Origin of the sequence: Belliella baltica DSM 15883, assembly GCF_000265405.1 — a bacterium.
GTDB lineage: Bacteria > Bacteroidota > Bacteroidia > Cytophagales > Cyclobacteriaceae > Belliella > Belliella baltica.
In genome coordinates this window covers 3,019,209-3,045,750 of record NC_018010.1, presented here as the reverse complement: position 1 = coordinate 3,045,750, position 26,542 = coordinate 3,019,209, and the positions used below count along the sequence as shown (strand labels likewise).

The window sequence follows — 26,542 nt, the reverse complement described above, 5'->3', positions numbered from 1 at the left end:
TAATAAAGGTTAATTTTAATCCACTATTAAACTTCTACGGCAGTAAAACCTGCATTACCGATAGCATCCTTCACCTCCTGCTGCTGTAGTTTTCCGGATTCATAGCGTACATACACCTGTTTTTGAAGTACTTTTGGCTTAACCTCTTGTATACCCGGCAAACCTTTGAGGGCTGATGTTATTGTTTCTGCACAACCCTCACAGACCATATTCGGAATTTTAAATGTTATCTCTGCAACTGAAGCAGCATGCTCTTCCTTTGAAGTTTCAAGTTTCAAGGTTCTAATCCTTAATGTATTTAGCAGAATTGCAAAAATGCTTAAGATCATAATAATGATAGCAAACATAGGAGTGATAAACCCAAAAGCGGCCAATCCCATACCAACAATATTAAATAAAACAGCTACAATCACATTGCCTGTCATTATTCTATAACTTGCCTTGCCAAGAATAAGTGCATTCAGAACATCCATCAATTTATCACCAATAAGAATCACTCCTGCAGATTCTATGGCAACATCCGTACCTGCTCCAATGGCAATCCCTACATCTGATTGTGCCAGTGCCGGAGCATCATTAATACCATCTCCTACCATAGCTACTTTTTGCCCATTTCTTTGTAAAGCTTCAATAGCCGACACTTTATTGGCAGGAAGGAGTTCTGCCTGCACCTGATCTATACCCAACTGTTTACCAATGGCTTCTGCTACCGGACGGGAATCGCCTGTTAACATTACAGATTTTATATTGCGCTGATTTAATTTTGTGATTACTTCTTTGGCACCCTTACGTGGTGTGTCTTGAAGTGCTATTAAGCCAATCACTTCATTTTGCCTGCTGAGTACAACAACAGTTTTTCCATCTTTTCCAAGGCTGTTTATTTTATCCTTTACAATATCTGAGAGGTTAATATTATTTTCTTCAATAAATGAAGGTTTGCCAATCAATACCTCTTTATCTTTAACGGAGGCTATTATTCCTTTACCCGGAACAGCACGAAAACTTTGTGTTTTAAATTTTCCAGCTCCTTCCCGTTGGGCAAAAAAAGTAATGGCCTGTCCTAAGGGATGTTCGGACTGGCTTTCAACAGTGGCGGCCAGAGTAAGAACTTCTACAGACGATGCATTAAAGGCTTCCACATCTGTAACGGTAGGCCTTCCATATGTGAGTGTGCCGGTTTTATCAAAAACAATAGTATCTATTTTGGAGAGCCCATAAAATACTTCGCTTGCTTTTACCAAAAGTCCAATTGAAATACCTTTCCCGCCTGCAATAGCTGCCAACATCGGAGTTGTTATTCCCAAAGCGCAAGGATATCCCATGATTACTGTGGTGAGCAAAACCAGAGTGGCTGCCGTGAAATCTCCTGTAGTAAGTGCCCAACCTGCAAAGGCAAGCCCTGCCACTATAAAAACGACAGGCCCATAGTAATTCATCAAGCGGTCAGCCAAAAGTTCAATAGGAGGTTTACGTTCTGATATTTGGCTCATGAGCCGGACAATCTGGTTAAGAAAACTATCCTGACCAACTTTGGTCACCCTAACCTGGAGAGCACCATCTAAATTTAACGTACCGCCAATAACAGGAGAGCCATTCTCTTTTGTGACAGGAGAGGATTCTCCCGTAAAGCTGGATTCATCTACACTCGCAATCCCTTCCACTACTTCTCCATCAAGCGGTATGCGCTCTCCAGGACGAATCTCCACCATTTCTCCCACTGCAACATCTTTGGTCAACACTTCAATGGATTTCCCGCCCCGAATTACTCTTGTTTTTGGTGGCTGAAGGGAAAGGAGCTTTCGAACAGCTTCTGATGCTTTCTTACGGGTGTCCAGTTTAAAATAGGCAAAGAAAAGGTGCAATGACATTAGCCAGGATGCCACGGGCAAGAAGTTTGGCCAGGCAGGATAAAAGAGAGAAAGCGTGCCAATAATAAACGAACCCCATGCCCCGGCCGATAGTAACACGTTGGCATTAATCACCCGTTGACGAATAGCCATCAGTGTCTTACGCAAAATAGGGTACCCGACCCATAAAAGTACTACTGTTGCCACTGCGAAACTGAACCAGATCGTGTAAATAGCTGGCAAGCCAAATATATTCAACGGGTCTACCAAAAGGACAATGACAGAAAGGATCATACCGATGGTTCCTCTTTGCTTTACCAGTTGAAAGACATCTTCATCCGTTTTGTATTGCTGCACTTCTGTGGCCGACACACTATAGCCCAATTTCTCAACTGCCTGCGCAAGTTCTTCGCGGCTCATTCGTGCCGTATCTGCCTCCACCAGCACAATGCCATGAACGAGATTTACGAGTACGTTATTCACTGCCGGATACCTTTTTAGTGCTTTCTCCACACTCATTGTACAAAATGAGCACATCAGACCGGAGACTTTCATTTGGACTGTTTCGGTTGCCATCTTCTATGTTATAATTGTTATAAATCACTGAAGGAGAGCTTTGATAAATCGAACTGATTTACTTTTGCTCTTCTTTTATTTTTGTTTTAAAACCTCTTTTTTCAATAAGTGCAATTATCTGCTTTTCTGAAATTTTACTTTTATCATAATGAATTTCAGATGAACTGGTATCAAAAATTGTTTTACTTTTAATAATACCATCCTGCTGCTTTAGCAAATTATCAATGCCATTGGCACATCCCTCCTGGCAACTCATTCCTTCTACCGTTAGTTGAAGAACCTGTGTTTTAGCTTCTGTATTTTCCATATTTAGTGAATTTTGTTTCTCCTGTGACTGTGCTCTTGCTTCAAAATTTATCAGCAGTATGCCGAAGCCGAAACATATTAGGAGGACAGCCTTTGATTTTTTTATCATGGAATTCATAGTTTTGTTTTGTAAAACCCTTTTTATCGGCTTAAGCAGCCATTTTTTTACATGTTTCCGCACATTGGCGGCATTTTTCTGCACATTGCTTGCAGGCCTCGCTATCGAATTTATCACATTCATCTGCGCAAGCATTGCATAGGTCGGCACAAATAGCACAAACGCGGCTTGAATAGTCTGACTGTGATGCCATCATTTGGACACAGGCCGCACAAAGTGTAGTGCAATCCAGGCAAAGCTGATGGCACTTCTTCATGTCTGGTTCGCCCAAATGCTTGTCAAGGCAAATACGGGCAGCGGTGATACATCCATTACAGTTGTCAATACACGCTTGTAATTCTGAATTTAAAGATTTCATAGCAAGTATTTTTTAATGATTATCCCCACCTGGTATGGCAGGAGGGAATTTATTTAAACAAGCCATACCTCGCATGGTATTCTATTTACCAACCCCTGCTGCAACCAAACTTTCTTTCGTAGGAGCACTGATTTGGCAACAATCCAGCAATTTTCCGTTCACGGCTATTGCGGGCAATCTCTTTACACCATATTCTTCTACTTTGCTCAGGCAGGTTTTGTCTTCGCATTGTTTCACTAAATCGTAAGTGGTAACTTCACAGTTATCACAAACCAAGTCATTTACCATTTGAACGACAGGATCGCAAACAGGACAATTGGCAGTAAATATTTCTATTTGGCGTTTCATAATATTCCTTCTTTTATTGTTTATTAAATTGTTTAGGTTCTTATCCGGAAAAGAACAATTCAAAAGTAGGGGTGGGACGGGGGTGGTCTCCAAAAGAAAATTGAAGATTTTTTGTAGGAACGTATGAGCGGGTTAAGAACTCTGCTCATTGCGAGCATCAATACGCTTCTTGAGTTCTGCTATCTCCTTCATCTTTTCGGTGAGATCGTCCATTTCCAGGTTAGGAAACTGCTTTCTGATGAATTCAATCCGGTCTTCGTTACCACAATTTCCGGGACAAGCGTCCATTGTCTCAACAATTTTTATAGCCAGGGCCTTTCTATATGCCTCGTCAAGCAGTAAAAAGTGGGATTTGTCCAAAGCCTTCTGAATGGCTTTAAATTGTGTTAGTATCTTTTCAGGGTCTTTATCCTCTTCCAGCATGGCTATCAATCCACGGGTTTGGCCTTCAATGCTCTTGAGCCTGGTGATAATGTCCTTTGTTAAGTCTTTCGGTAGGTTCATTTCATTCTTTTTGTTTATACGTTACAAATTTACCTCCAAAGCAGGGTGGTAGGCAAACATTAATATCTTGTCCAGTTTCATAATTTTCATCGGGGCCTGCGTTGGAAACGGCAAGTGTGGCACGGTATGGAATGTATCCCGATAAGGATCGGGAGGAATGGAATAACGGGCTACTCTTGCTGTGCGGTGCTGGAAGTGGGTGAATGAAGAGAGTGAGGCACGAACGAACGGAATGAACCTACTGGAAGCACATGGGTGCAGGGAGGGTTATGGAAAATCTAATACGCAAATTTCAAAATCCTGACTGCTCCTCGCATTACGAAGGCGAAAACAATACCACCAATGGCAAAAGGGTGGGGAGGTAAAATCAAATTAGACTTTAGCCCTGCTATTGCTCGGTATTTTTTTATTTTCAGAAAGGAAGGAAATTTTTTAATTCAATTTTTTGGGGTTGGAAATAAGCACACTCTTTATGCAGCTTTGGTTCGTGGGTAGAATTGAGTGGCTGCAAAATGGGTGTGCTTATGAGGGTTGGCTATTTAGCAAGTTGTAATATTCTGTATGCTCCCCTTGCTACAATGATAAATACAATTGCTCCTATGATTAAGTCAGGATAGGATGAATTGAGCCAATTCACTAAAAGTCCTGCTGTTATTACTCCTGTGTTAATGATTACATCATTTGAAGTAAAAATCATACTTGCTTGCATATGTGCTTCTTTGCTCTTGCCTTTTTGCAGCAAAAACAAGCAAATTACATTCGCAATCAAAGCGAAAATTGAAACGATAATCATTGTCTGAAAGTCAGGCATTTTTTCTATGCCGATAAACCGTCTGACTACTTCCGTAAATCCGATAAGAGCAAGAACGATTTGAAAATACCCTGCAAACTTTGCAATGTTCTTTTTTCTTGCAACTGTTCCACCCACTGCAAGTAAGGCAAGTCCGTAAACGATACCATCTGCAAGCATATCCAAACTGTCGGCTACCAAACCCATTGAATTGGTAATGAAACCTGTTATTATTTCAATGACGAAAAAAGAAATGTTGATAATTAAAACTGTCCAAAGTAATTTTCTTTCTTTTTCGTGCGGTTCGTTTTCTAAAATCGCTTCGGTTTCCTCTGTTGAAATTAATGTGGTGTCAAGGTTTAAACTTTTTAACGCAGAAAGTATCTGATCTAATTGCCCATTGTGATATACTCCTAACTTTCTATTTGGAATATCAAATTCAAGAGTTTTTATCTGTTCAAAATTTTGAAGTTTCATTCTCACCATTTGCTCCTCACTTGGGCAGTCCATTTTTTGGATTTTGAATATTGTCCTTTGCATCATCCTAAAGTTTTAGCTTAATTCCTACGTTGATTTAAAAACTATCAAGCGGTGTTTTAAATGTTTTTTAATGGTATGACCTCCCTGTACTTGCCACCGGATGTCTGTTCAGGCAGTTCTTCCGCTTGTTCTAGGGTGATATTATCAAGTCTATTCTCTTTCAGCACACCAGTTAGCTCTGCGAGTACTTTTTGCCAAACCAGCTCAGGTTCTGCACCTGCCGAAAGCTTCAGACGTACACGGAGATTTGTCGGACTGGTCTGCACAAGCTGGAACAAATCAATTCCGGAAATATGTGCAGCTACAGCGCTGAATGCCAAAGGCGCAATAGTTACTTTTTCTCCATCCTTAGGAAAAGTAAGCACATCAGAAGAGCGGCCTTGTACACGAATAGCCGGAAGCGGGTTTCCGCATTTACAGGGTTCGGGTTTCTGCAAAACACTATCTCCAAGATCATAGCGAAGTATGGGCTGTATTTTATTAGCAAGATTGCTTATCAGTACCGTGTACGACTGTTTCCCAGGAGAAACGGGCTTGTAGTCTTTATCAACAGGTTCAACCACTACCCAATCACTGTCAACATGCAGCCAGCCATATCTGCATCTATAACTTAGAAAAGGGCACTCAGTAGCGGCATAGCTATCATATACTTTTGCTTTAAATGCTTCAGAAATACGCACGAACTCTCTTTCAGGAACGCCTTCTGCGGAAAGTACGATAAGTGCCGGATTAATATGCAAGCGTCCTGCTTCCTGTTCGCTGGCAAGAAGTGAACCCATACTTGCATAAGGAGCAAGAAGGATGGGTTGAAATTGATTTAGTTTTTCCACCATTTCATGCATAGGCATACTTACAGGTAAGACAAGGAATCTTTTGCTACGTTTCTTTTGTAAGCGCACAGCAGCTATTGCCGAAGCAAAATGGCCGCCCATAGCATTTACCATAGCTAAACGTCCTCGACCTTTGAGAATGCGAAGGAGGTCACTAAAACTCAGCCAGGAACTCAATGTACGAAATCCAAGAGCGCCCGCTACTTTAAAACTCCTATTGTCTATTAGAAATATCCCCTTTTTTCCAGTAGTTCCGGAAGTAGTGGCCACCGTATACTTGTCTAAAAAATACTCACCAATGAATTCAGGCTTATCAACAAAAGCCTGGACTTTTTCAATGGTTGCCTCAGGATCGGTGACGAAATCATTAAAATGCTCCATTAACTCCTTTTTGTTGGTAACGGGCAACAGCTTCGTATCTTCAACATGCACTGGCAAGTGTTTGTATAATTCACGATAGTAAGGTGAGTTAGCCCGTGCGTAATTCACCATCTCGGTAAAGCGCTTTTTTTGCCGTTTTTCGATTGCATTTTTTCCTTGCTTTAAGGTTATAACTGTATCCACGAGCAGCCACAGAATATTGTCTTTTAATCCTAACTGGCCTTTGTGATTCTCTTTTTTTTGATTTGCCATTACTTTACTCGTTTAATGTGGCACTACCTTTTAAGCTATCAGTCGTCATCTCCTGTTTCCCCCTTCTTCATTTCGGAAATCAGGTAATAGGCATTGTTTATAGCAAACAATGCCCCGGCCGGAATTTCCTGAAGGAACTTCACTGCTATCCACCCATTGCTTGAGATGCCTGTTACTACTTCTATTGGGGTAAAAATCCAGCGCCCGCTTTCGCCTTCTGTTTTCCGTTCGGCCAGGAAAGCGAGGAATTGATCCCCTTCACGTATGATTGCACTTTCAGGCAGCGCATACGTTTCCGCGCTGTCGGTTAGTACCTGACCTTTGATATACATGCCAGGTATTAGATTGCCGCTCTTGTTTTCAATCTCTGCATGTACGTGTACCGCCTTGGGATCTTGCTCAAATTTTTTGCCTACGGAGTATATCTCAGCGTAAAGTTCTTTTCCTGGTAAAGTCGCTACAGTAAACCTTACCCGTTGACCTTCTTTTACCTTGTGCACATCTTTTTCAAAGATCATAAGGTCTGCATGGATGTGGTCAATGTTTACAATTTCAAAAAGAACTTTTTCAGGCTGTACAAACTGACCTGTTTTAACTTCTACGCTTACTATTGAACCATCAATCGGGCTTATTACCGACACCTGGTCATAAAAATTGCCTTCCTTGATCCGGACAGGGTTCATCCCGAACTGGCGCAATTGGGATTCCAGGCTTTTTACCATTCCCTGGGTGGAGCGGAAATCTGCCTGTGTTTGTTGAAAGGTTTTGCCTGAGCCCACTTCTTCTTCATAAAGCCTTTTCTGTCGCTGATAATCCTGCTCCAGGAACTGGAGGTTATTCCAGGTTTCCAAATAATCGCCTTGCAAGCGGGTGAGGTTTGGATGCGTGAGGTAAGCCAATACCTGCCCTTTCTTTACCTCATCTCCCTCGATCACTTTTATGGAAGAAACATTGGCCCCGATAATGGCCGTTACGGTAGCTTCATTTTGAGGCGGCACTTCCAGTTGGCCATTGGCCTGCACCATTGAGGAGAGATTTTTAAGTGGCAGTGTATCCACTTTCATATCCAGTGCTTCAAATTGCTCAGCGGACAGTTCTACAATTTCACTACCTTCTTCGTGTTCGTGATGGGCGGCTTCTTTTTCACCTGATTCTTCTTTTCCACCACAGGCCACGGTGAAAGCAACTGCAGCGAGGACTATTATAAATTGTGTTATATTAAATTTCATTTTTATGCTTTTTATTTGTTAGATGTATTGAGATAGTACTCCAATTGAAACTTTGATTCCAGGTATTGATTCAGGGCTTCCTGTGCCTTTACTTCTACCTGCACGGCTTCCTTCAAATTTTGAATAAAAGAGACATAATCAATTGCCCCTTCTTTGTAAGCCAGAACAGCTCCCTGCCTTTGCTCACGGGCCAATGGCAAGGCTTCGTCTTCATAAAAACGCCAGGAGGCCAGCCATTTCCGATATTGCTGCAGCAGCGATTGGTATCCTGCCTGCAACTCAAACTGTGTCTGTCGGTATTCCTGCTCTGCGATCTGCTGTTGGATTTTAGCAGATTGTAGCCTGCCTTGTTGTGGTAAAAAGGACAAAGGAATGGAAACACCAATCCGGAACTGATAAAATCCTGATTGCCCTTCTATCTCCTGAGCTCCATACTGAGCGTTTAACTTTGGCAGGAGGTTTGCTATAGCGACCTTTCTTTCTGCATCCGTCACCTTGATCTGTTGTAATGCTATTTGAAGAATGGGATGGGTACTTATCGAATCATTTAACAGGAGAGGCATAGTTAAAGACTCTTGTCCGGAAGAGGTAACAGTGTATAAGGTATCACTCACCAGCCAAAGGTTAAGCTTGCCCACAGCAGTGATATATTCATATTCCATCTGTTCTTTTTGCAGGGTTACCTGTTTCACCTGATTGCTTGCTGCCAAATAAGCGAGCCTGGAGGTTTCTTCCACTTCATAGCGGATCTGCGCTGCCTTTTGAAATTCCTGGTAAACCGAATCTAATTGATTATATAGTTCCAGGTTCTTTCTTGCAATGTAAGCTGCAGCGTAAGCTTGTTTTACCTGTTGCATTAGCTCAAGTTCACTGAGGTTCAAAGCTGCTTCCGCTAAAACCACTTTTTGCTTTTGAACCTTCAACTTGGGAGCTATACTAAAAATATCTATGTTCTGCTGCTGTATACCAATGGTGGTGTAAACGCCCCGGCCGCTTTTTTTTTCGATCTCTTCGCCTTCAGTAAATATCTGTGTGTTACCTAAATTCCAAGCTGTTTTTTTAAGGGTTTCTTGCTGTTCTATCTTCAATCTTGCGGACTTTATTTTTGGATAATTGGCTATGGCCTTATTTACCGCTTCTTCTATGGTAATAGCAGGCAGGCTATCTGCCTGCTGTGCTTTTAAAGGCACAGCGAACATGCTAAACCCACCGATCAACAATACAATAACCGCACTCTTGCCAATTGATGGCGTGAAAGACCGGGTTTCTGTCCACCGGTACAGAATTGGCAAAACAAAAAGTGTCAATAAGGTTGCGCTTATCATTCCCCCAATAACTACTGTGGCCAGTGGCCTTTGTACTTCAGCACCTGCAGAGGTGGAAATGGCCATTGGTAAAAAACCAAATACATCTGTTAATGCAGTCAGCATAATAGGCCGAATCCTGCGCCTGGCCCCTTGTCTTATCCGCTCGCCCAAATCAGTTACCCCTTCTTCTTTAAGTTCGTTCCATCCACTGATCAATACCAATCCATTAAGAACAGCTACCCCAAAAAGGACGATAAACCCAATCCCTGCCGATATACTGAAAGGCATGTCCCTGAGCCAAAGTGAAAATATACCACCAATAGCTGCTAAGGGAATGGCGATGTAGATCATGGTCGTTTGCTTAAAAGAGCGCAATGCGAAAAAGATCAGGATGAAGATCAATGCTAAAGCAATAGGTACTACAACCTTTAAGCGGGCGGTTGCCCTTTCAAGGTTTTCGAAAGCCCCTCCATACCTGATGTAATATCCTGCAGGCAGCTCTAACTGATTGTTTAGCTTTTGCTGAATTTCCTGTACCAATGACTTTACGTCCCTGCCACGTACGTTTATTCCCACATAAATCCTCCTGTTCGTATTGTCCCGGCTGATCTGCATTGAACCGGGTTCATAGCTAATATTGGCTACTTCTCTTAAAGGTATTTGTGTGCCATCAGGTGTGTTAATGTATAGGTTCTTGAGATCATCTATATTGGTACGATGTGCCGAATCCAGGCGTACTACCAGATCAAAACGTTTTTCACCTTCAAAGATCACTCCGGCTTTGCCGCCCGCAAAAGCAGTTTGGATTAGGTTGTTGATATAACTTATATTCATTCCATACTGCGCAAGTTCGTCTCTTTCATACTTGATTGTTATCTGTGGGAGACCGGTTGTCGCCTCCACACGCATGTCCCCGATGCCCTGAGTTCCTTCTATTATTTCAGAAACTTCCTGTGCTTTTTCCGCCAGTATACTTATATCCTCCCCATACAATTTAATGGCTACATCTTCCCGGACGCCTTCGAGCAATTCATTAAAGCGCATTTCTATAGGCTGCGTAAATTCAAAATTTACACCAGGAATCAGGCTGACCTTTTCCTTCATTTTCTCAACAAGCTCCTCTTTTGAACTAGCAGAGACCCATTCATCTTCAGGTTTGAGAATCACAAAAACATCTGCAAAGTCAAAAGGCATGGGATCGGTTGGGACTTCTGCAACTCCAATTCGGCTCACGATTTTTTCTACCTCCGGGAAATTGGATTTTACGATCCGCTCTATTTTGGTAGTAGTTTCGATAGTTTCTGAAAGGGAACTGCCGGGTTTAAGGATAGCATGAAAAGCAATATCCCCTTCATCGAGCTGTGGGATGAACTCACCACCCATTCGGGTAAAAGTGAAAATAGCCAGGGCAAAAAGGACTACCGAAGAGCCGATGATAATTGCGGTTCTTTTTAGGACACCACCCAGTGCTTTTTCATATTTATCTTCCAGCCAAATAACAATCTTATCGCCCCATGATTTTTTCTCTTTTTTGGGAACTCGAATAAAAAGACTGGAAATCATAGGCACATAAGTAAGGCAAAGGATCATGGCACCCATCATGGCAAACATGAATGTGAAAGCCATGGGCTTAAACATTTTACCTTCTACACCTTCTAGAAAGAGTATGGGTATGAAAACAATGAGAATGATGAGTTGGCCGAAAAAGGCAGCATTCATCATTTTGCTTGAAGCTGTGTAAGTAGTCTCGTCACGCTCTTTGGCGTTGATTTCCTTTCCCTTTCGCATCCGTTGATACAGGAAGAAAACCGTGCCCTCTACAATGATCACCGCTCCATCGACTATTATTCCAAAGTCAATTGCCCCAAGGCTCATCAGATTGGCCCATACGTCAAAAATATTCATAAGAATGAAGGCAAAGAGCAAGGACAATGGAATAGTTGAAGCCACAATCAATCCACCACGCCAGTTGCCAAGCAGGAAAACCAACACAAATATTACGATCAACGCTCCTTCAATAAGGTTAGTGGCCACTGTACCAGTTGTATCAGAAATTAACTCGCTTCTGTCAAGGATCGGTTCTATAACAACCCCTTCAGGTAATGACTGCTGAATTTGTGCCATTCGCTCCTTTACATTTTCAACCACTTCATTGGAATTTGCACCTTTGAGCATCATTACAAGACCTCCAATCACTTCTCCTTCTCCGTCCTGTGTTAGTGCACCATATCGAACCGCTGAACCATACTGGACTTTAGCCACATCATTAATTTGAATGGGAATACCATCTACCGTCTTTACAACAATTTTTTCAATATCCGAGAGGCTTCGGGCTAATCCCTCTCCACGGATAAAATGGGCTTGGTGGTTTTTCTCTATATAGGCTCCGCCTGTATTCTCATTATTGAGCTCCAACGCTTCAAATATGTCTGTAATCGTTAAGTCAATGGCTTTAAGTTCATCGGGATTGACCGCCACTTCATATTGCTTTATAGTCCCTCCGATGGCATTAACCTCTATTACTCCCGGCACCATTGCCATCTGTCGTTGTACAATCCAATCTTGCATGGTGCGCAGATCACTAATGCTGTATTTGCCCTTAAAAGCGGAATCAACTTTTAAGGTATATTGATATACTTCTCCTAAACCGGTAGTAATAGGCCCCATAGAGGTTTCCCCGAATCCTTCGGGTATTTCTTCTTTTACTTCAGTGAGTTTTTCACTCACCAGCTGTCGCGGCAAATAGGTTCCCATGTCGTCTTCAAAGACAATGGTCACTACTGAAAGGCCGAACCTGGATATGGATCTAATTTCTATGACCCCAGGCAGATTAGATACAGCCACTTCTATCGGGTAAGTAACAAACTGTTCTATATCCTCGGTACCCAAATTGGGTGCTTGTGTGATAACCTGTACCTGGTTATTGGTAATGTCAGGCACAGCATCAAGCGGTACCTGGGTCATGCTCCATATTCCTCCAACAATGAGGGCAATGGTAAGCAAGCCTATAATTAGCTTATTCTTTATTGAGAATGATATTATCTGATTGATCATATTTTACTTTTTATCAGGCTTTTTGAATGAAAAAGCTCCAATGCTTTTAACATAGGTAAATGTTAGTTGAATGAATGACCTGACCTTCTGTGATATATAATAAGGTTTGAGATCAATGATTATTGATATTGTAGTTCGATAACCAATAGCTGTTAAACCATAGGGTTAATAGCCTATGGTTAAAGCATATCAATAACTTGTTAAGAAATTTTTGGAGGATGCCAGATAGAATGAATTAAGTCAAAAGAAGTGCCCTCGCTGTAAGTTTCTGGGAACTTTATATTATTAACTAGAACCGGATTGCTAACCATTCTGCTGCTGGTAATAGAAATCAGGTATCTATGGCCACATTGGCAACCGCAAAGGAGGGGGCAAGTTTCGTCCCCTTCAGTTTCATTATCTTCTTGATCTGAATTTATCTCAATATTAGTTGTCCAATTTGAAACATTACAATGAACACCTACTATGGGAGTAATTGATAAAATCAAGATAATTCCAACTAATATGCAGGTAAATAATTTCATCAGCCGCAAACTTACCTAAAAGGGAGTGCAATGCCATTGCAAAGTTTAGGCACATGCCGAACAAATGCCTTCAATCAGATAATTGGCAAAGTTTGCTTTAAAGCCATTCGGTAAAGTTGGAGTTGCAATAGGGGTATCCTTTAGGCAATAGGTTTTTTCGCATTTAGTACACAAGAAATGAATGTGGTTATCTTCCAAACTGCAAATACAGTCATCATCACAAAGGGCATATTTGATTGCTCCACTACCGTCATTGATTCTGTGTACCAAGTAGTTTTCTTGAAATGTTTTGAGCGTCCTGAATATGGTTGACTTATCAGCATTTTCGAAAAGCACTTCTAGTTCATTCAAACTTAATGCACGGTTTTGCTCCATTAAGTATTGTAAAACCAAAAGGCGCATGGCCGTTGGTTTAATGGATTTCTTTCTAAGTTTTTCTTCTAGTGAGGTGTTCATAAAAACCAAAGATTGTCTTTTCCGTAATCAGGAATCTCGTTGCCTTCAAAGTAGGGGAGCATTTCTGCCACCATTTCAGGGTACTTGATTGTTACGGGCAAATTTTGTTGTCTTACTGATTTCCAGTACATGCGACTGAATTGATACACTTGATCGATAAGCTCTTTGACTGTTTTGTAATCATCCACCAATTCAGGATTGGAGCAATTAATTTTGAGCTTTACCGGAAATGAAAACCCGTCATTGAAATTGAACTCTGATGCTGAATACCTGGTATTGTTGAAAAGTAGAAATCTGTTGTAACCTAATTTGATAAAAGTGCCACTTACAGGCATCAAATCTTTCCAGTCTAAATCAAAGGCAACAATATCGGAAGATTCCGTTTTGTTGATGGTGACGATAAAAACCGGAATATTCAATTCTAATTCTTTCAAGCCGTTCTCAATCGGTTCTACTTCTTCTCTGCTCATGTCTTTGTAGAAGTGAATTACAAGCCTTCGGATTCCTGTATTTACATTCACATAGTCTTTAACTGCTCTTAGGATTGAACCTGCCAACTCTTTTGTTTGGTCTTTCTGAAAGCATTCAAAGCGGTTGAATTTCCCTGTATTGGAGAAACTGAAAGCACTGCCGATGTATGGTACGCCAAACTCTTTTGATTTAAACGCACCTACACCAACTACCAATTCATCACGTTCGGTAGCTTCAAGTTTCCAAGGTACTCCACCAGTTTTAGCCAGAATTGCTGCGGCAATGTTGATATAATAGAATTTTTTGAAATCAGGAGAGAATATATGTTCCTTGTATATGGCCTGAGATGTAATGTCGTGCTCAATCAAGGTTTTCTTCACCTTGTAATAGACAGCTCTTTTTTCCTTATCGGTTTCATTTTTACTAAATGGACTCAGGTAAATCGCAACATAGTTGAACTTTTCATTGTCAATCGGATGGTTATCCAAATATTCTTGGATAGCATCAAAAGGATTCATTTCATCAGTAAAGAGAATGCTGTTTTCTCGATCTAATTCAAAGCGAATGCGGATTATATCGTACAAGGAAACACCAAATTTATCTTCCATGAAAGAGCCATCTGGTCTTTGGTATCTCTTTTTCATGATTTGAACTAAGCGATTTGCATAGTCTCTATCATTTTCATGAAGTATCATGATAAATTTTACTTGGTTCTTTTTGGGTAAGCTGTAGGGACCAAATTCCTGAAGGTTTTCTTTTGGAGTATATACCTTGTGTTTTTCTTCTGTACCCAATTGCAATAAGCTGCTTGACTTCTTGGTAGTATGAATTTTACTACTTGGAACTCGCATAAAATCAGTATTGCTAAGATTCAAGACTGTTTTGAAATCCGTTGTATTGATATGGTCGGACAAAAAAGTGTTTAAGCTCTTCCATTTCCGATCGTACTTGTTGCCGTATGGATTATTTGTAGGCTTAAATCCGAAGTGGGTTTCTAATGATTTATTAACGATTGGAAATACTTCCTGATAATTAGACTTGCCTTCATCTGATAGGTTTTTGATGTGGTAGAAATTCTTTCGGAAAACTACTACCGTAAAGGTGTCTAAATCTATATCTGGAAGGTCATTTATTGATTTGTTTAAGAGGCGTGTAATACCATTGTCGTAAATGACCAACTCAAATCCTTCGCTTATCTCAGCATATTGCACCCGAAGGCTGAATACCTGATAGGTTGTAAAGAGCTTGCTTGGTTGGTTTGGTGATTCAAACCAAACTTCAATATCTCTAATGAAGTTATTACTGACCAACGCAGCCTTCTGTCTGAAATGCTTTCTGATAAGATGACTGAAATAGTGTTTGGCAAAACGAGGACTTTTGGACAGGTCTATTTGGATGTTTAAGTCTGCATCAGCATCATCTGAAAAGAAGGTATAGAAGTAATGGGTCTTTTTTCTTTCTTCGGTCGAATAGGTCTCTGCAATCTCTAGAGGACATTCTGAAAGGTGAAGCGGTAGGGCATCAGCTCTTTTTTCTTTAAAAAAAGACAGGTCCACATACTGCTGTACCGGTGAAAAAGGAATGATATTGATTTTGAGATCCTGACCGTGCATAAGCCTATTCTTTCATGTTGAGGTTTTCAAATATTTTAGACAAGTACTCCTCATTGTTTTCAATGAAAAGCACTTTATTCTCAGCAAATTCATCCTTGGTTACCTTTCCATCACTCCAAACCTTTTGCACTTTGGCAAAAGGCGTAACTGACAAGATAAAGGCTGATATATGCACTTCAATTTCTTTCTTATCCTTATCTAAATCTGATTGAATTTTTGCTTCCAATATGGAAGCATCGTCTTTACACCAAAGTACTTTTGGATTGTTGAAGTGTGTTTCTCCTAATAATATCCCTTTGGGATCAAGAAAGTAGATGAACTGTTTAGCACCGTCCACTACCCAAAGGATAAAATCTGGGTAAAAGGAGGAGCTTTCCATGAAAAAGCCAATACCCTTTACAGATAAGTTTCTGAGGACAAAAAGCTTTTTACCTTCAAATTGCTTTGACTCCCTGGCATATTCTCTAAGGTGATTGATAAAATCTCTTTCGCCTTCATTTAGCCGTACTGGAACCGTCTTTATTTCTTTGAATTTTTTACCGTCTGCTATGGATGCAATAGGTGAGTATAGGTGCTTGTCAAAATGAATAGAAGGGAGTGTTTTGTCGTCCTTTTCATATATCTCCTTTATTCTTGATTCTAGCTCTGAAATAAATGTTTCGTGCTTTTTGGGCACTTTCACAATCATGGTATGCGATGCAGGGAACATGGCTGAATGGGAAGCATGATCCAGCATATCGTAGGTTAAGTATTTTGAAAGGAATGCTTTTTCCTTGTCAGCATAAAACTTATTGATATAGTCTTTAACCAAACTTACTGCGACTGCTTGTACCTTTCCTGAAATAGCTTCATTTATCTCGAACTGACCTTTGTGACTGAAAAGGTTGAAGTTCCCTTCTTCGATCAATTGAGAGAATATTTCTCTATTTATAATTAAGTTTTGGTAGCCCTTCAAAAGTTTATACTTATTGGCTTCCATAGTAAGGGCATTGAAATCGATGAAGCCCCTGAAACCTTTTAGAAAGTTTTCATTGTAATCTGCGGCATCTTCTGCAAACTGGCTATTGAATCCACCTGAAGCAATGCTTATCTTGTTACGCAGATCAATTGTTACACGCTTTGCAACATCGGCATTGTACTCCAATTCTATGATTTCATCCTTGAAGGATTTATCGTTTTGCTTGCGGAAGGTCATTATCTGGCCATTCCATTGCTCTTCATGGTTGAGCTTAATTTCAATGGAATAGTTGGTGTAATCCGGAACTTCTTTTTCAATTTCAGTTAAGAATCGGTTCATGTAAGATGCATTTAAGCCCATAATTGAAATGGTCTGCAAGGCTCTTACATGGTAAGGTGCATTGGCTTCTTCACGCTTTAGCGAAAGGTTCTTTCCTTTCAGACGAACACCACGGCCAAATAGCTGAATGATTTGAGCGCCTTCACTTTTACCCATATTCATTAATCCCATACTGGAAACACGCCAAGAGTTCCAGCCTTCAATAAACTTCTTGGAACCAATCAAAATATTGATGGTGGAGTCCGTTTCTGAAATGGCCTGAAACAATGATTTAGTAAAGCTGTCGTCTTGGATAGTTAACTCTCCATCTGTGTCAGCTTCCAATGTCTTGGCATACTTAGGTACATCACCAATATTGATGACAGCAAAATATTGATCAGCCGTTTTTGTTTTGAGTGCTATTTCTCCATCTGCTTGCTTTACCTGATAGGCTTCAATATTGCCAATGCCATTGAAAACTTTTGTGAGAATAGATTCAGCAATGGGTGTTTCCTTTTTCAAATACTCAAAACGACCTTTAAAAATATCATTCCCATCAGCATCACGTAAGCCTGTGTCGCCCTTTAGAATCTTATTTATATCCGATTGCAGTGCTGTAGGAGAAGATAGGGCATACTTAAAGAATTTGACAATTCGTGATACATCTGAAATGCTTTCTTTGTCACCTTGTGTTAAAGTGCTTGATGATGAACTGATTACCCTGCTACCTACAAAAACCCATAGTGGTTTTTCGATATTGTATTGCCGTAAATCCTTTTCATATTGCTCGTAAAGGGCTAACTGTTCATAATATCCTAAAAGGCTGGCAGTTAGTAGTAGTTTGTTCTGTTCTGCGCTATACTCGTTTTTCGCATCTAAATTGAATACACTGAAGTCTTTCCCATAGCCATCGGTATAGAAGTGCCGATAGGAATAATCAAAAATGATGGACTTGCCATATTCTTGAAGTAAATCCTTTGTACTGTTGGTGATGATCTGCCCAAAGGTGGCTGAATACTCAAAGGTGAATGATCCATCGCCACGGGTTAAATGTTCTCTTAGGTTTTTCCAGGCACGTTCTTCTGACTTTTGCCCTTTGTGGCCTTCGTCAATAAAAACAAGGTTCTTGGATTCTGAGAAATAGTCAACGTCCACACTAACGCCTTCACCTTCCTTTTCCTTTACCAACTTGGTGATTTCCAATATCAGGATTTCACCTTCTTTGGTTTTTAGGCTTTCTTCACTTCCTGAGTAAAGTTTTGCAGGAATGCCACTTTCTAGGCAGCTTTCGTAATGCTGTCGGCTCAGACCTTCATTTGGCGTTATGAGAATGATGTTTTCCCATTCCTTAAAATATTTGGTGATCTGCCAATAGTTGCAATGCATCAGGAGGGTTTTTCCACTGCCTGTTGCCATCCAATAAGCTAATTTTTTTAAATCCTTCTCCGTGTAGGCTTCTATATCCTTGAAGTCCCGGCTATCCTGAGCATACTGATTGAGCGAATTGATTAAAACCGTTGGATTGTTGCTGTAAACATCAAAGAAATATTCTGTGAAGAGTAATGAAAACCACTGGTAATATTTGAAGGTAAGGAAAGGCTCAGCTCGGTTTTCCCTTAACTTTTTTTCATAACCTTGAATAGCTTCATCATATTGTTGGATTGCCCGATCTTCAATCAGTTTTTCCGAATTGGCCATTAAAGCACTGGCAAAAAAGGTATATCCGGTAGAGCTAGTGCCAGACTCTTTGTTGTTAAATTCATCCCGCAAGTCTTCAAAGGCTTCATAACCCAACTGAAGCAAGATGTATCTGAATAGTACAAGTTGTTTTTCTAATTGCATAATGCTTAAATTTCTTCGGTACTTGTGGCTTCTATTATCTTCAACCTGAGTTCTTCACTAAAATCATCTTCATTGATAACCGAGTAAATAATTTCAAATAGCAGGTCTTTATCAATTCTGTTGTCTGCCACATGCACGGCAATATTTTCCATTTCAATAATAAACCGATCGATGCAGTAATCGAGTCCGTTTATCTCTAAGAAATAGGCTCCAAGAGCGATACTACTTCTTTTATTTCCATCGCTGAATGCGTGGTTCTTATTTACCGAGAATACCAAATGGGTAATCTTGGCTTCAAACTCTGGATAGTAAAAGTCGTTTTGGATATGCTCCAATACGCTTTCCAGTAAACCCAAATCATTTTCTCCATGAGAACCACCTGATTCATTGATGATGAAATCATGGGTTTTGATAGCATATTCTATATTGAAATAGTTAAATGCCATATTACCTGTCCTTTAGTCTCTTGAAGACATCAATATTTTCTTTCAGTCGCTCTTCTAGTGCCATGCTCTTTTCTCCCAGAAATTTTTCAAATTCATCAGCAGTCAAGTGTGTGACATAGCTTTTGAGTTTTTCATGTAAGGCGTCCCTGAAAACCATATCTCTGCTCGCCATGAGCGTTCGTACTTTTTCCAATAGTGGCCTAAAAGCTGCTCCGTGGAACTTTTCGAATTGGTCAAACATCAATTTGGCTTCCGGCATGGTAAGCCTTCTGCCAATCTCTTCTTTTTTATTGCATAGAAACTCCGCAAAGCCATTTTCATAGGCTGCTATCAGATCCAATACTTCTGAGTACATGGTATCTCTTGCAGAATCCTTTGCTTTTAGATTCAGTATTTGTTTGTACTCTTTGGCGTTTTCATGAAAGATGGATTTGTACACAGCATCGGTAAATTGGGCGTACTTCCATTTGTTGTCCACAATGCAGTCGTCTAAGGCGTTGGTAAAAGCCTGTCGGTAATTGAATTCCCGAATAGCACTGGGCAAAAATTCTTCTTCCCGCTGGTTGATGTATTTGGTATTGCCACCAATCTTTGCATTGATGGTATCAATTACAATATCCAATATCAATGCTCTAAGCTGTTTGGCTCTGCTGCTTTCGGTCAGGAGCATTCCAATGTTTAAGAAAGTGCGGAAGGTAAAAACGCCTACTTTTGGTGCTTTGGATATGTTGGCGACATCCATGTCGGTAACATCCGAATCCGTGGTACCGACACCTGTGTCGCTACCATCGGGCATGTTCGGGACATTCATGTCCTTAACATCCGATAAGTCACTGATATACTGCTCGTATGCTTCCTTAAAGGCTTTAAGCCGCTTGCCGATCAATACTTCATATCCGCTTCCTGCAAATTCTGTTTCATTTTGTTCCAAATAGCGTTCTACGGTTCTTTCATCAATGTCATAGAATTGCGCTATCTGTCGCTTGGTGTAGCGTAAACTGCCTTCGAACAGAATACCGGGAAAGCCTACTTCCTTCTCTATTTCCTGTAAGGCATACCGATTATTCAGTATGTTTTTGCGGTGTATGTCTGATGTAGTTAAATCCTTTGCCATGACTTTACGATAGCATTTTGTTTCTGAATACTTCTTCTATGGGCTGGTAGCCTTCTATATGTGCCTGATCGTTGATGTAAAGCAGGTCGTAGGCGAATGCCTTGAACTCTTCTTTAAGTGCTGCTGCATCTGCTTTGTAATCTTCCAAAGACCAAGCTTTGACCGAACGCCATACTACCAGAATATTTTTGTTGGCGTTATTATGCCCATAGACAAACTGATACTTCTTGCCATTGATCTCTTTAGTGATGCATTTCTGCATGTGAAGGCCAATTAGGTAGTTGAAGGTTTCTACCAAATCAACGGCTTGCTCGGTATCGTAGGTGAAACCGTCCCAAACTTTGAGCTTGTAATCCCAAGGATCTTGCATGGCGGCTGTGTTTACCAGCGACTGACTGCCTTTGGTCTCAAACTCCAAAAAGTATTTGGGAATATACTGATCAAACTCCAGGGCTTTCTGCAAAGTATCTTCTGATGCTTTGAAAGCAATGTTTTCTAAGGCTTCTTCATACTGCTCTAAGCGTTGGTATTTGAAGAATACCCCAAGACCATTCATACTAGATGTGCCGTCTTTTGCTGAAGTTTTAGGTAAACCATCTTTCCAATCAAAAGAATATGCAATTTTTTTAACCCGAGGAATTATAGTATTGTGTACATATGCATTTTGCTCCCCTAAAATAAATTTTAGATTTTGAGTATTTTCATTCTTTCGCATAACTGCTTCAGCTGTTGTACCCGACCCACCGAAAATGTCTAATACTATACTTTCATCATTCGTAACTAAATTAATTGCATCAATAACTGAATTTATTGACTTTGGATAACTGAATTTTGGATTTGAGAAAAGCTTTTTTATGTGTTTGGTTCCATGACTGGACGCATCATATTGAGCACCTACCCAAACTGATTTCGGTCGTTTCCCTAGTTTTATTCTGTCTTTAATCTCCACTTTAAACTTTGTTTCTTTTCGAGTTACTTGAATATCTCCAATATCAATATGTTTTTGTAATGATGGTGGAGTCTTTCTCCAAACACGATTTTTGCCATTTGAATCAACTGGGAAAATTATTTCATAACCTTTTAACTCCTTTATACTAATATGTTTTGTCTGTTCATTGTAGTATATTGGATAAAAGGAATTCGGTCTTTCTTCTGGAGTTGAATACCCACCAGTTCTCAGAAAATCTCTCCATTTATATTTAGAGATGGTGTCTTCATGTTTATATTCTTCCTTTTGAGAATCCGTGAGTTCTTCAAAGTTGACTTTAATTTGCGTTGTATCTAAAGCATAGAATAAGTTGTATTCGTGAGAGGTAGCTAAAAAATCATCGTTTGTCCTACCGGATGGCTTTATTTCAACAATAAGATTACCCAATAAATTATGACTGCCATAAATTTTGTTTGATACTTGAGTAAGATTGAAAAGTTCGTAATCATCAATCGCTATTATATTTACTCCTTTATCAGACAGAAGATCTTTGGTTAACTCAAGACGATTGTCCATCATTGATGCCCATGATGAATGTTGAAATGTGTTTTTATAAATAAATTCAGACCCGCCTGTATTATATGGTGGATCGTAATAAGCACAATCTATGTTTCTTCCGTGTAATTCCTTTATTGCAGTAAGTAAATGGTAGTTTTCGCTTTCTATAATACTACCTTCACAATAAGTATCTAACTGTATATTTACAGAAAGAATATTAAGCAAAGTTGATTTAAATAATGATGTGAAGTTTTTCGTGTCAATTGGCAATTTTCTCCAAGTGTGTAAATCAGCCTTAAAATCATCTTTGTTTTTTGGAACAGCTTTCTCCCCAAACAACTCCTTCCACTCTGCAACCTGCTTTTCATTTTTAATCACTTCTTCCAAAATGGGCTTGGCGGCTTCTTCACCAATGTACTCCACCAGTCGGTCAATGGTAATCACCCACTCTGTACTGAGTACAAACTTCTTTTTCTCCCATAGCTTTTTCTGAAAATCTTCGATCTGGCTTACAAAGGCTATGATGGTATCGGCTATGGATTTGAATACCTTAATGGTTTTCAGGTTGTGCTTGAGTCGGTCAAAGTGGGTGTCAGAATCTGTTACATAGAGGTCGTCCACATTGACCAATTCACTTTTGATGTAGTAATCCAGCTCTCTTTCCAAAAAGCTTTTTAGGTTTTTATGGATAAAGAAATCATGCTTGTTCTTGCGGGTGTAGTGTTGCAGCTTTTTGAGTAGTAGGGGCTTTCCTTCCTGCTCCCTGCCTGCCGGGGCAGGTTTCCATAAATTAGCAAAGAGCGGATTGGTGCTAAATTCCTTCTTCAAATACTCAAAAGCTATTTCATCCAGCGTGTCTTGCTTACTGTTGCCTTTTACCTTTTTCTTTTCATCATCAGCCAGAGGTCGGTATTCGAAGTAGATGGTAATTTCCTTATCGTTGATGGCTGGCTGTTTGTTGGCCAATATAAATTGTAAATCACTGTCGTCTTTCTCTTTGATTTCGGGTGATTTATCAGCCAACATGAAGAAATTGGTTTCTTCTGCTTTCACATTCCCTTGTTCTAATTGTGCATCATGCAGTTTGAAATTAACCACCAGGTTGCCATCAGCCGTCTGCACCTTGAATGCGTAGTGGTTAAAGGTTTCAGATGACTTGATGTAATACTGGTCATGGTTTGCCCAATGGAAGTGTGTTTCTTCACCATTGTAGGGCACCATGTATTTTTCGTTCTTTCCAAATCTACGCTTACTAATAAAGTCGCCCTTATCGTAATAGCGAGAGAAGAACAATGTCAGATGGTTGTAAATCTGGTTTTCGGTTTCTACAGAAACGGTAGCTTCAGTGGCCTTTGCTTTGAGTGCTGCGTATTGGTTGATTTTGTCCTTGCCAAACTTCTCTAAGGTTTTCTTTTCTTCCGCTTCTGCTTCCAGCCAACCTTTGATGATGTCGTCCTTTTCGAGATCGGCAATTTGTTCTTTGATCTGCTTGGATTCATCAGCCGATAGTGTTTGGAGTTGTTCCTTTACCTTATCCACCAATAGCTGGTCAATGAAGTTGGCGATTTCCTTCCTTTTGTAGTGAAGGATTTTGTACACGCCAAAGTCTAGGTCCTGTGAATCAAACTGAAACAGTTTGTTTAGGAAGCCTTTGAGTTGGTCAAGTGATGTATTGTTATTAGCCATTGTGCCTTTATTTCTTATCTTTCTTGAGTTCATCTATTACTGATTGAAGGGCAGCAGCTGCCACTTCTTCGTCCTTAACAAGGTCATGTACCTGATCTGCAAGCCAAGCCGTGAGAAGATCATTTACATCAGCTTCAAGTAATTCTGCCAAAATGAGCACCTGTTCTCGCTTTGCACGTCTGTCTCCCCGTTCAATCTTACTAAACATGGGAGTGTCTATTTCAAGACTGGCAGCTAACTGTCGTTGTAAAAGTTCCTTGCTTTCCCTTAACTCCCGAATATGTTCACCAAAGTGCATGGCCTGTTAATTTATGACTTGTCAATATTTGGCTAATATAAGAAAAGAAAACGATAGTAAAAGCAAAAAGTAGTGGTAAACTGATTTCAGGATTTTGAGGAAATGGAGGATGCCAAGGATCATAAGTCCTCAGCATCCTTAGAATCCTTAACTTCCTCAAGTGTGGTGTTGATATAATTGTCCTGAGATTCACGGTGAACCAATCCCGATTTGGCAAAAGCGGTGATATAGCCTTCAGCTGTCTTTGCCGGAATGTTCATGGCCTTTGCTACTTCGAGATACTTCTGACGGTTGAAGGTGTGTGGCAAGGCATACAGAAACTTCTCCTTCTTATTCATGCGAGACGGCTTAGGCTCTTCTTGTGGAAGTTCTCCAAACACTTTACTGGAATGCTTCACCAGTACTTTGACCATTGAAAGCGAAGCTTGAAAATCCCTTTCTTCACAAATCAGCTTATGGGAAGTGTCGCCTGTTTGACAGCTTTTGGATAATATCTCTCCAGTGGTGCTGTCGAATGCGCCAATATTTTTATCGTATTTAATGTGGCGCATTTCCATGATCCGCAAAGCGGAGAATATCATGCAGATTCGGTAAGCAATTAAACCTAATCTTCTGATAGTGGCCATATAGTCCAACCCTTGAAGATTCATGTACTTTCCCTGTATCTGCCCGAAGAACTGGTTGAATTGTTCCTGCTGGTCTGCTGTAAGGTAGAACTGACGGGGTTCATCCTGCATGATGACTTTGTAGAGTTCATAGAACTCATTGCCCAGGGCTTCAAAGTAATCGTCCAATCCGTTATCCGTTTGACTGGCAAATACATTTTTCCATACCGGGCGCACGTTCATAAAATAGAATATGAAACGGCTGAATAAGCCGTTTTCAGCGTTGGGTATCAAAGCCGAAACTTGTTTTGGCGTTCCTGAAAGGACAGTTGAAAGGCAAGGGCTTTCTATGTCCACAAACTCACGGTCGGTTCTGCGATAGTAGGAAATGGTTTCATGGTGAAAGGCTTTTCTAAAGCCGTCACTGTAGTTTCCGTAATCACTTTTGAAGGCATGGGCTAAAGTATCACCTTCGGTCTCGAAAATTAGCCCTTTTCCATCACTGTCACCTAACAATTGGTAAGCTCCTGTTGAACTGTTATTGGCCGGAATGAAAAGCATCTTTTCAGGTGGTTTGGCTGGTTTCTCGATACCTTCTTCCTTGCCCTTCTTCGAGTTGTATTCTGCCATTTCCAATTCATAGTGTTGTTTGTGGAGTTTGGCTTGTTCCCTCAATTCTTTATGAATGGGATTGACTAATTGGCGGCAATGCACCAATCGGCCTTTTCCTGCAGATGCCTGAGCGGTAATGAATAGGAATAGATTTGGGAATACTCGTTTGCCATCATAGATGCCCGATACTTTGGGCAAACATGCGCTTAGAGCTCCGAGGGAACCGAGGAGGAGAATATCTCTTTCCTCATTGGAAGTGGCAACCGCCACAACCTTTTGCAGAAATTCAGGAAGTTCAGGAAACAAGGAATCTGGAAGGGTTGGCATTTGTTCAGGTTCCTCCTTCACGGGCTGGTAGTATTCAGATTGACTACCATTCAACTTTTCACTTTTGAAAGTTCGTTGATCCTGTTTTTCTGACCGTGGAGGTGCTATGTCAATTCCTGCATCTTTGGCGAGGTAGAAAAAGGTCTTTAGTGAAACGCCATGACCTTTTGATTTCAAGCAATTGTCAAATTGCTTGTCGCACTCCGGGGCGGAATAGCCTGGATAAAACTGGCTAACCCTATGAAATAGGGTGCGGCCATTTTCTCCAAACTCATCTGAGAAAGCAAATCCGATATTTACCCAATCGCTATACGTGGAGGTAATGTCTGTTCGGTTGGCCTCAATGCTTTGGATGATGCGTTCTACTTCGTCTGGTTGAGAATCTGTATTGAAAGTTTGTTGCTCTGTAACTTTCGGTTGCGGGGTTGGCTGATTAAGCCAATCCTGCGGATTGAATGTTTTTCTTTCCATGTCCTACAAGTATTTAGGATTGATGAATATTTCTGAATCATGTGGAAGGAAACAGGCTCTTGAAATGTCCTTTCCGGATTGGTCTATTTCGAGTTGGTAGGTGTGGGAAACGTAGTTTGCCACTGCCTTGAAATAGTCCTGGTGTTTTGCCTGCGTCAAGTCGATTGGAATTACCCATTTGAGGCCATCACCTGAAGGAGATACAAACAATAGCTCCGTTTCAAAGTAGTGGTCGTTGAGTAGTGCTACCTTGAGTGAAGGAATGTCCTGAATGTGGTCAAAATCGATTGTGAGCAAACCTGAATATCTTTGAAGGTTTGCATCATTTCTCTTTGAGAAAGTGCCTGAGAAGGTCACATAATCGAAATTTTGAGCCTTGTACTTTCTGGCTTCCTTTGGTCCGGGAATGTTGCGGAGTGTACTTGTACACGAAGCAAATTCATTGCCTTTGATAAGGTGGTACACCTCAACCAAGGAGGCTTGCCGACTTGGTGTTACGTTGGTGACAGGCTTATTGAAATAGCTGAAAACTGGCGCAGCCGGTTTGACTATTTCAGGTAGAGCAACCGTAGGTTGCGATTCTGCCTGAGCGTAAAAACCCTGTTGCTTACCGATGCGCAAATGCAATTCTTCATTCAGCTTGTCGAGAAGGGCTTGACCTTCGAGGCTGAAATGCAGTGCTGCAAAATCAAAGACATTGCCTTGTGCAATGGCTTCTTCTGAATCGGTGTGCGTAGCACAACCGTCAACGACTTTTACTATCAAGGTTGGTTTGTCCGCATTGAAAGGATTCTTTGCGGGCTTGCAGTCCCTTCCCGAAAGGGAAAGGACTGTTTCACCAGTATAGTATTGCCGCAACACGTAGGCGTAGATAT

Annotated in this window: 18 protein-coding genes; all 18 read right to left on the bottom strand. The window is 40.7% G+C overall.

What is annotated here, in order from left to right:
* Nucleotides 1–26: 26 nt before the first annotated feature.
* The 18 genes from BELBA_RS13865 to BELBA_RS19985 all read right to left on the bottom strand — a co-directional run bounded on the left by BELBA_RS13865 (nt 27) and on the right by BELBA_RS19985 (nt 26,528).
* Nucleotides 27–2,423 (bottom strand): heavy metal translocating P-type ATPase, encoded by a 2,397-nt coding sequence (locus BELBA_RS13865; RefSeq protein WP_014773321.1) that lies wholly within the window; start codon nt 2,421–2,423, stop codon nt 27–29.
* A 58-nt stretch (nt 2,424–2,481) separates the two neighbouring features.
* Nucleotides 2,482–2,970: a heavy-metal-associated domain-containing protein gene (locus tag BELBA_RS13860; protein WP_245531074.1), complete on the bottom strand. Its 489-nt coding sequence runs from the start codon at nt 2,968–2,970 to the stop codon at nt 2,482–2,484.
* Nucleotides 2,879–3,205 carry a four-helix bundle copper-binding protein gene (locus BELBA_RS20540; protein ID WP_014773319.1) on the bottom strand — a complete coding sequence of 109 codons (327 nt, stop codon included), beginning with the start codon at nt 3,203–3,205 and terminating at the stop codon, nt 2,879–2,881. Before BELBA_RS20540 ends, BELBA_RS13860 begins: the two co-directional genes overlap by 92 nt.
* A gap of 81 nt (nt 3,206–3,286) precedes the next feature.
* Entirely contained in the window at nt 3,287–3,553 is a 267-nt protein-coding gene (locus BELBA_RS13855) for a thioredoxin family protein (protein ID WP_014773318.1), read from the bottom strand.
* Between the two features lie 132 nt (nt 3,554–3,685).
* The gene (locus BELBA_RS13850) at nt 3,686–4,057 is read right to left on the bottom strand and encodes a metal-sensitive transcriptional regulator (RefSeq protein ID WP_014773317.1); all 372 of its coding nucleotides are present in this window, start codon (nt 4,055–4,057) and stop codon (nt 3,686–3,688) included.
* Between the two features lie 535 nt (nt 4,058–4,592).
* Nucleotides 4,593–5,387, bottom strand: coding sequence for a cation efflux transmembrane domain-containing protein (locus BELBA_RS13845; protein WP_014773315.1), 795 nt, complete (start codon nt 5,385–5,387; stop codon nt 4,593–4,595).
* Nucleotides 5,388–5,443: 56 nt separating this feature from the next.
* Nucleotides 5,444–6,850, bottom strand: coding sequence for a phenylacetate--CoA ligase family protein (locus tag BELBA_RS13840; RefSeq protein ID WP_014773314.1), 1,407 nt, complete (start codon nt 6,848–6,850; stop codon nt 5,444–5,446).
* A 38-nt stretch (nt 6,851–6,888) separates the two neighbouring features.
* A complete protein-coding gene (locus BELBA_RS13835) occupies nt 6,889–8,079 on the bottom strand; it encodes an efflux RND transporter periplasmic adaptor subunit (protein WP_014773313.1) in 1,191 nt (396 codons plus the stop codon).
* 11 nt (nt 8,080–8,090) lie between these two features.
* Nucleotides 8,091–12,440 (bottom strand): CusA/CzcA family heavy metal efflux RND transporter, encoded by a 4,350-nt coding sequence (locus BELBA_RS13830; protein WP_014773312.1) that lies wholly within the window; start codon nt 12,438–12,440, stop codon nt 8,091–8,093.
* Nucleotides 12,441–13,009: 569 nt separating this feature from the next.
* A complete protein-coding gene (locus BELBA_RS13825) occupies nt 13,010–13,420 on the bottom strand; it encodes a Fur family transcriptional regulator (RefSeq protein WP_014773310.1) in 411 nt (136 codons plus the stop codon).
* Complete coding sequence (locus BELBA_RS13820) at nt 13,417–15,504, bottom strand: Piwi domain-containing protein (RefSeq protein ID WP_014773309.1); 2,088 nt, start codon at nt 15,502–15,504, stop codon at nt 13,417–13,419. The genes BELBA_RS13825 and BELBA_RS13820 overlap by 4 nt, the downstream gene beginning before the upstream one ends.
* Nucleotides 15,505–15,508: 4 nt before the next feature.
* Entirely contained in the window at nt 15,509–18,622 is a 3,114-nt protein-coding gene (locus tag BELBA_RS13815; protein WP_014773308.1) for a DEAD/DEAH box helicase family protein, read from the bottom strand.
* A 5-nt stretch (nt 18,623–18,627) separates the two neighbouring features.
* Nucleotides 18,628–19,068, bottom strand: a complete 441-nt coding sequence (locus BELBA_RS13810; RefSeq protein ID WP_014773307.1) for a type II toxin-antitoxin system death-on-curing family toxin — start codon at nt 19,066–19,068, stop codon at nt 18,628–18,630.
* Between the two features lies 1 nt (nt 19,069).
* A complete protein-coding gene (locus tag BELBA_RS13805; protein ID WP_014773306.1) occupies nt 19,070–20,182 on the bottom strand; it encodes a hypothetical protein in 1,113 nt (370 codons plus the stop codon).
* A 4-nt stretch (nt 20,183–20,186) separates the two neighbouring features.
* Nucleotides 20,187–23,387, bottom strand: coding sequence for a site-specific DNA-methyltransferase (locus BELBA_RS13800; RefSeq protein WP_157466099.1), 3,201 nt, complete (start codon nt 23,385–23,387; stop codon nt 20,187–20,189).
* Nucleotides 23,362–23,652 (bottom strand): helix-turn-helix domain-containing protein, encoded by a 291-nt coding sequence (locus BELBA_RS20360; protein ID WP_014773304.1) that lies wholly within the window; start codon nt 23,650–23,652, stop codon nt 23,362–23,364. Before BELBA_RS20360 ends, BELBA_RS13800 begins: the two co-directional genes overlap by 26 nt.
* A gap of 119 nt (nt 23,653–23,771) precedes the next feature.
* Entirely contained in the window at nt 23,772–25,667 is a 1,896-nt protein-coding gene (locus tag BELBA_RS13790; RefSeq protein ID WP_014773303.1) for a DUF3987 domain-containing protein, read from the bottom strand.
* Between the two features lie 3 nt (nt 25,668–25,670).
* Nucleotides 25,671–26,528 carry a BT4734/BF3469 family protein gene (locus BELBA_RS19985; RefSeq protein ID WP_245531073.1) on the bottom strand — a complete coding sequence of 286 codons (858 nt, stop codon included), beginning with the start codon at nt 26,526–26,528 and terminating at the stop codon, nt 25,671–25,673.
* Nucleotides 26,529–26,542: the final 14 nt, after the last annotated feature.

Excerpts from the sequence above, each read along its gene's own strand:
- BELBA_RS13865 (WP_014773321.1), bottom strand. The coding sequence starts at position 2,423 with ATGGCAACCGAAACAGTCCAAATGAAAGTCTCCGGTCTGATGTGCTCA.
- BELBA_RS13860 (WP_245531074.1), bottom strand. The coding sequence starts at position 2,970 with ATGAATGTGATAAATTCGATAGCGAGGCCTGCAAGCAATGTGCAGAAA.
- BELBA_RS20540 (WP_014773319.1), bottom strand. The coding sequence starts at position 3,205 with ATGAAATCTTTAAATTCAGAATTACAAGCGTGTATTGACAACTGTAAT.
- BELBA_RS13855 (WP_014773318.1), bottom strand. The coding sequence starts at position 3,553 with ATGAAACGCCAAATAGAAATATTTACTGCCAATTGTCCTGTTTGCGAT.
- BELBA_RS13850 (WP_014773317.1), bottom strand. The coding sequence starts at position 4,057 with ATGAACCTACCGAAAGACTTAACAAAGGACATTATCACCAGGCTCAAG.
- BELBA_RS13845 (WP_014773315.1), bottom strand. The coding sequence starts at position 5,387 with ATGCAAAGGACAATATTCAAAATCCAAAAAATGGACTGCCCAAGTGAG.
- BELBA_RS13840 (WP_014773314.1), bottom strand. The coding sequence starts at position 6,850 with ATGGCAAATCAAAAAAAAGAGAATCACAAAGGCCAGTTAGGATTAAAA.
- BELBA_RS13835 (WP_014773313.1), bottom strand. The coding sequence starts at position 8,079 with ATGAAATTTAATATAACACAATTTATAATAGTCCTCGCTGCAGTTGCT.
- BELBA_RS13830 (WP_014773312.1), bottom strand. The coding sequence starts at position 12,440 with ATGATCAATCAGATAATATCATTCTCAATAAAGAATAAGCTAATTATA.
- BELBA_RS13825 (WP_014773310.1), bottom strand. The coding sequence starts at position 13,420 with ATGAACACCTCACTAGAAGAAAAACTTAGAAAGAAATCCATTAAACCA.
- BELBA_RS13820 (WP_014773309.1), bottom strand. The coding sequence starts at position 15,504 with ATGCACGGTCAGGATCTCAAAATCAATATCATTCCTTTTTCACCGGTA.
- BELBA_RS13815 (WP_014773308.1), bottom strand. The coding sequence starts at position 18,622 with ATGCAATTAGAAAAACAACTTGTACTATTCAGATACATCTTGCTTCAG.
- BELBA_RS13810 (WP_014773307.1), bottom strand. The coding sequence starts at position 19,068 with ATGGCATTTAACTATTTCAATATAGAATATGCTATCAAAACCCATGAT.
- BELBA_RS13805 (WP_014773306.1), bottom strand. The coding sequence starts at position 20,182 with ATGGCAAAGGATTTAACTACATCAGACATACACCGCAAAAACATACTG.
- BELBA_RS13800 (WP_157466099.1), bottom strand. The coding sequence starts at position 23,387 with ATGAACTCAAGAAAGATAAGAAATAAAGGCACAATGGCTAATAACAAT.
- BELBA_RS20360 (WP_014773304.1), bottom strand. The coding sequence starts at position 23,652 with ATGCACTTTGGTGAACATATTCGGGAGTTAAGGGAAAGCAAGGAACTT.
- BELBA_RS13790 (WP_014773303.1), bottom strand. The coding sequence starts at position 25,667 with ATGGAAAGAAAAACATTCAATCCGCAGGATTGGCTTAATCAGCCAACC.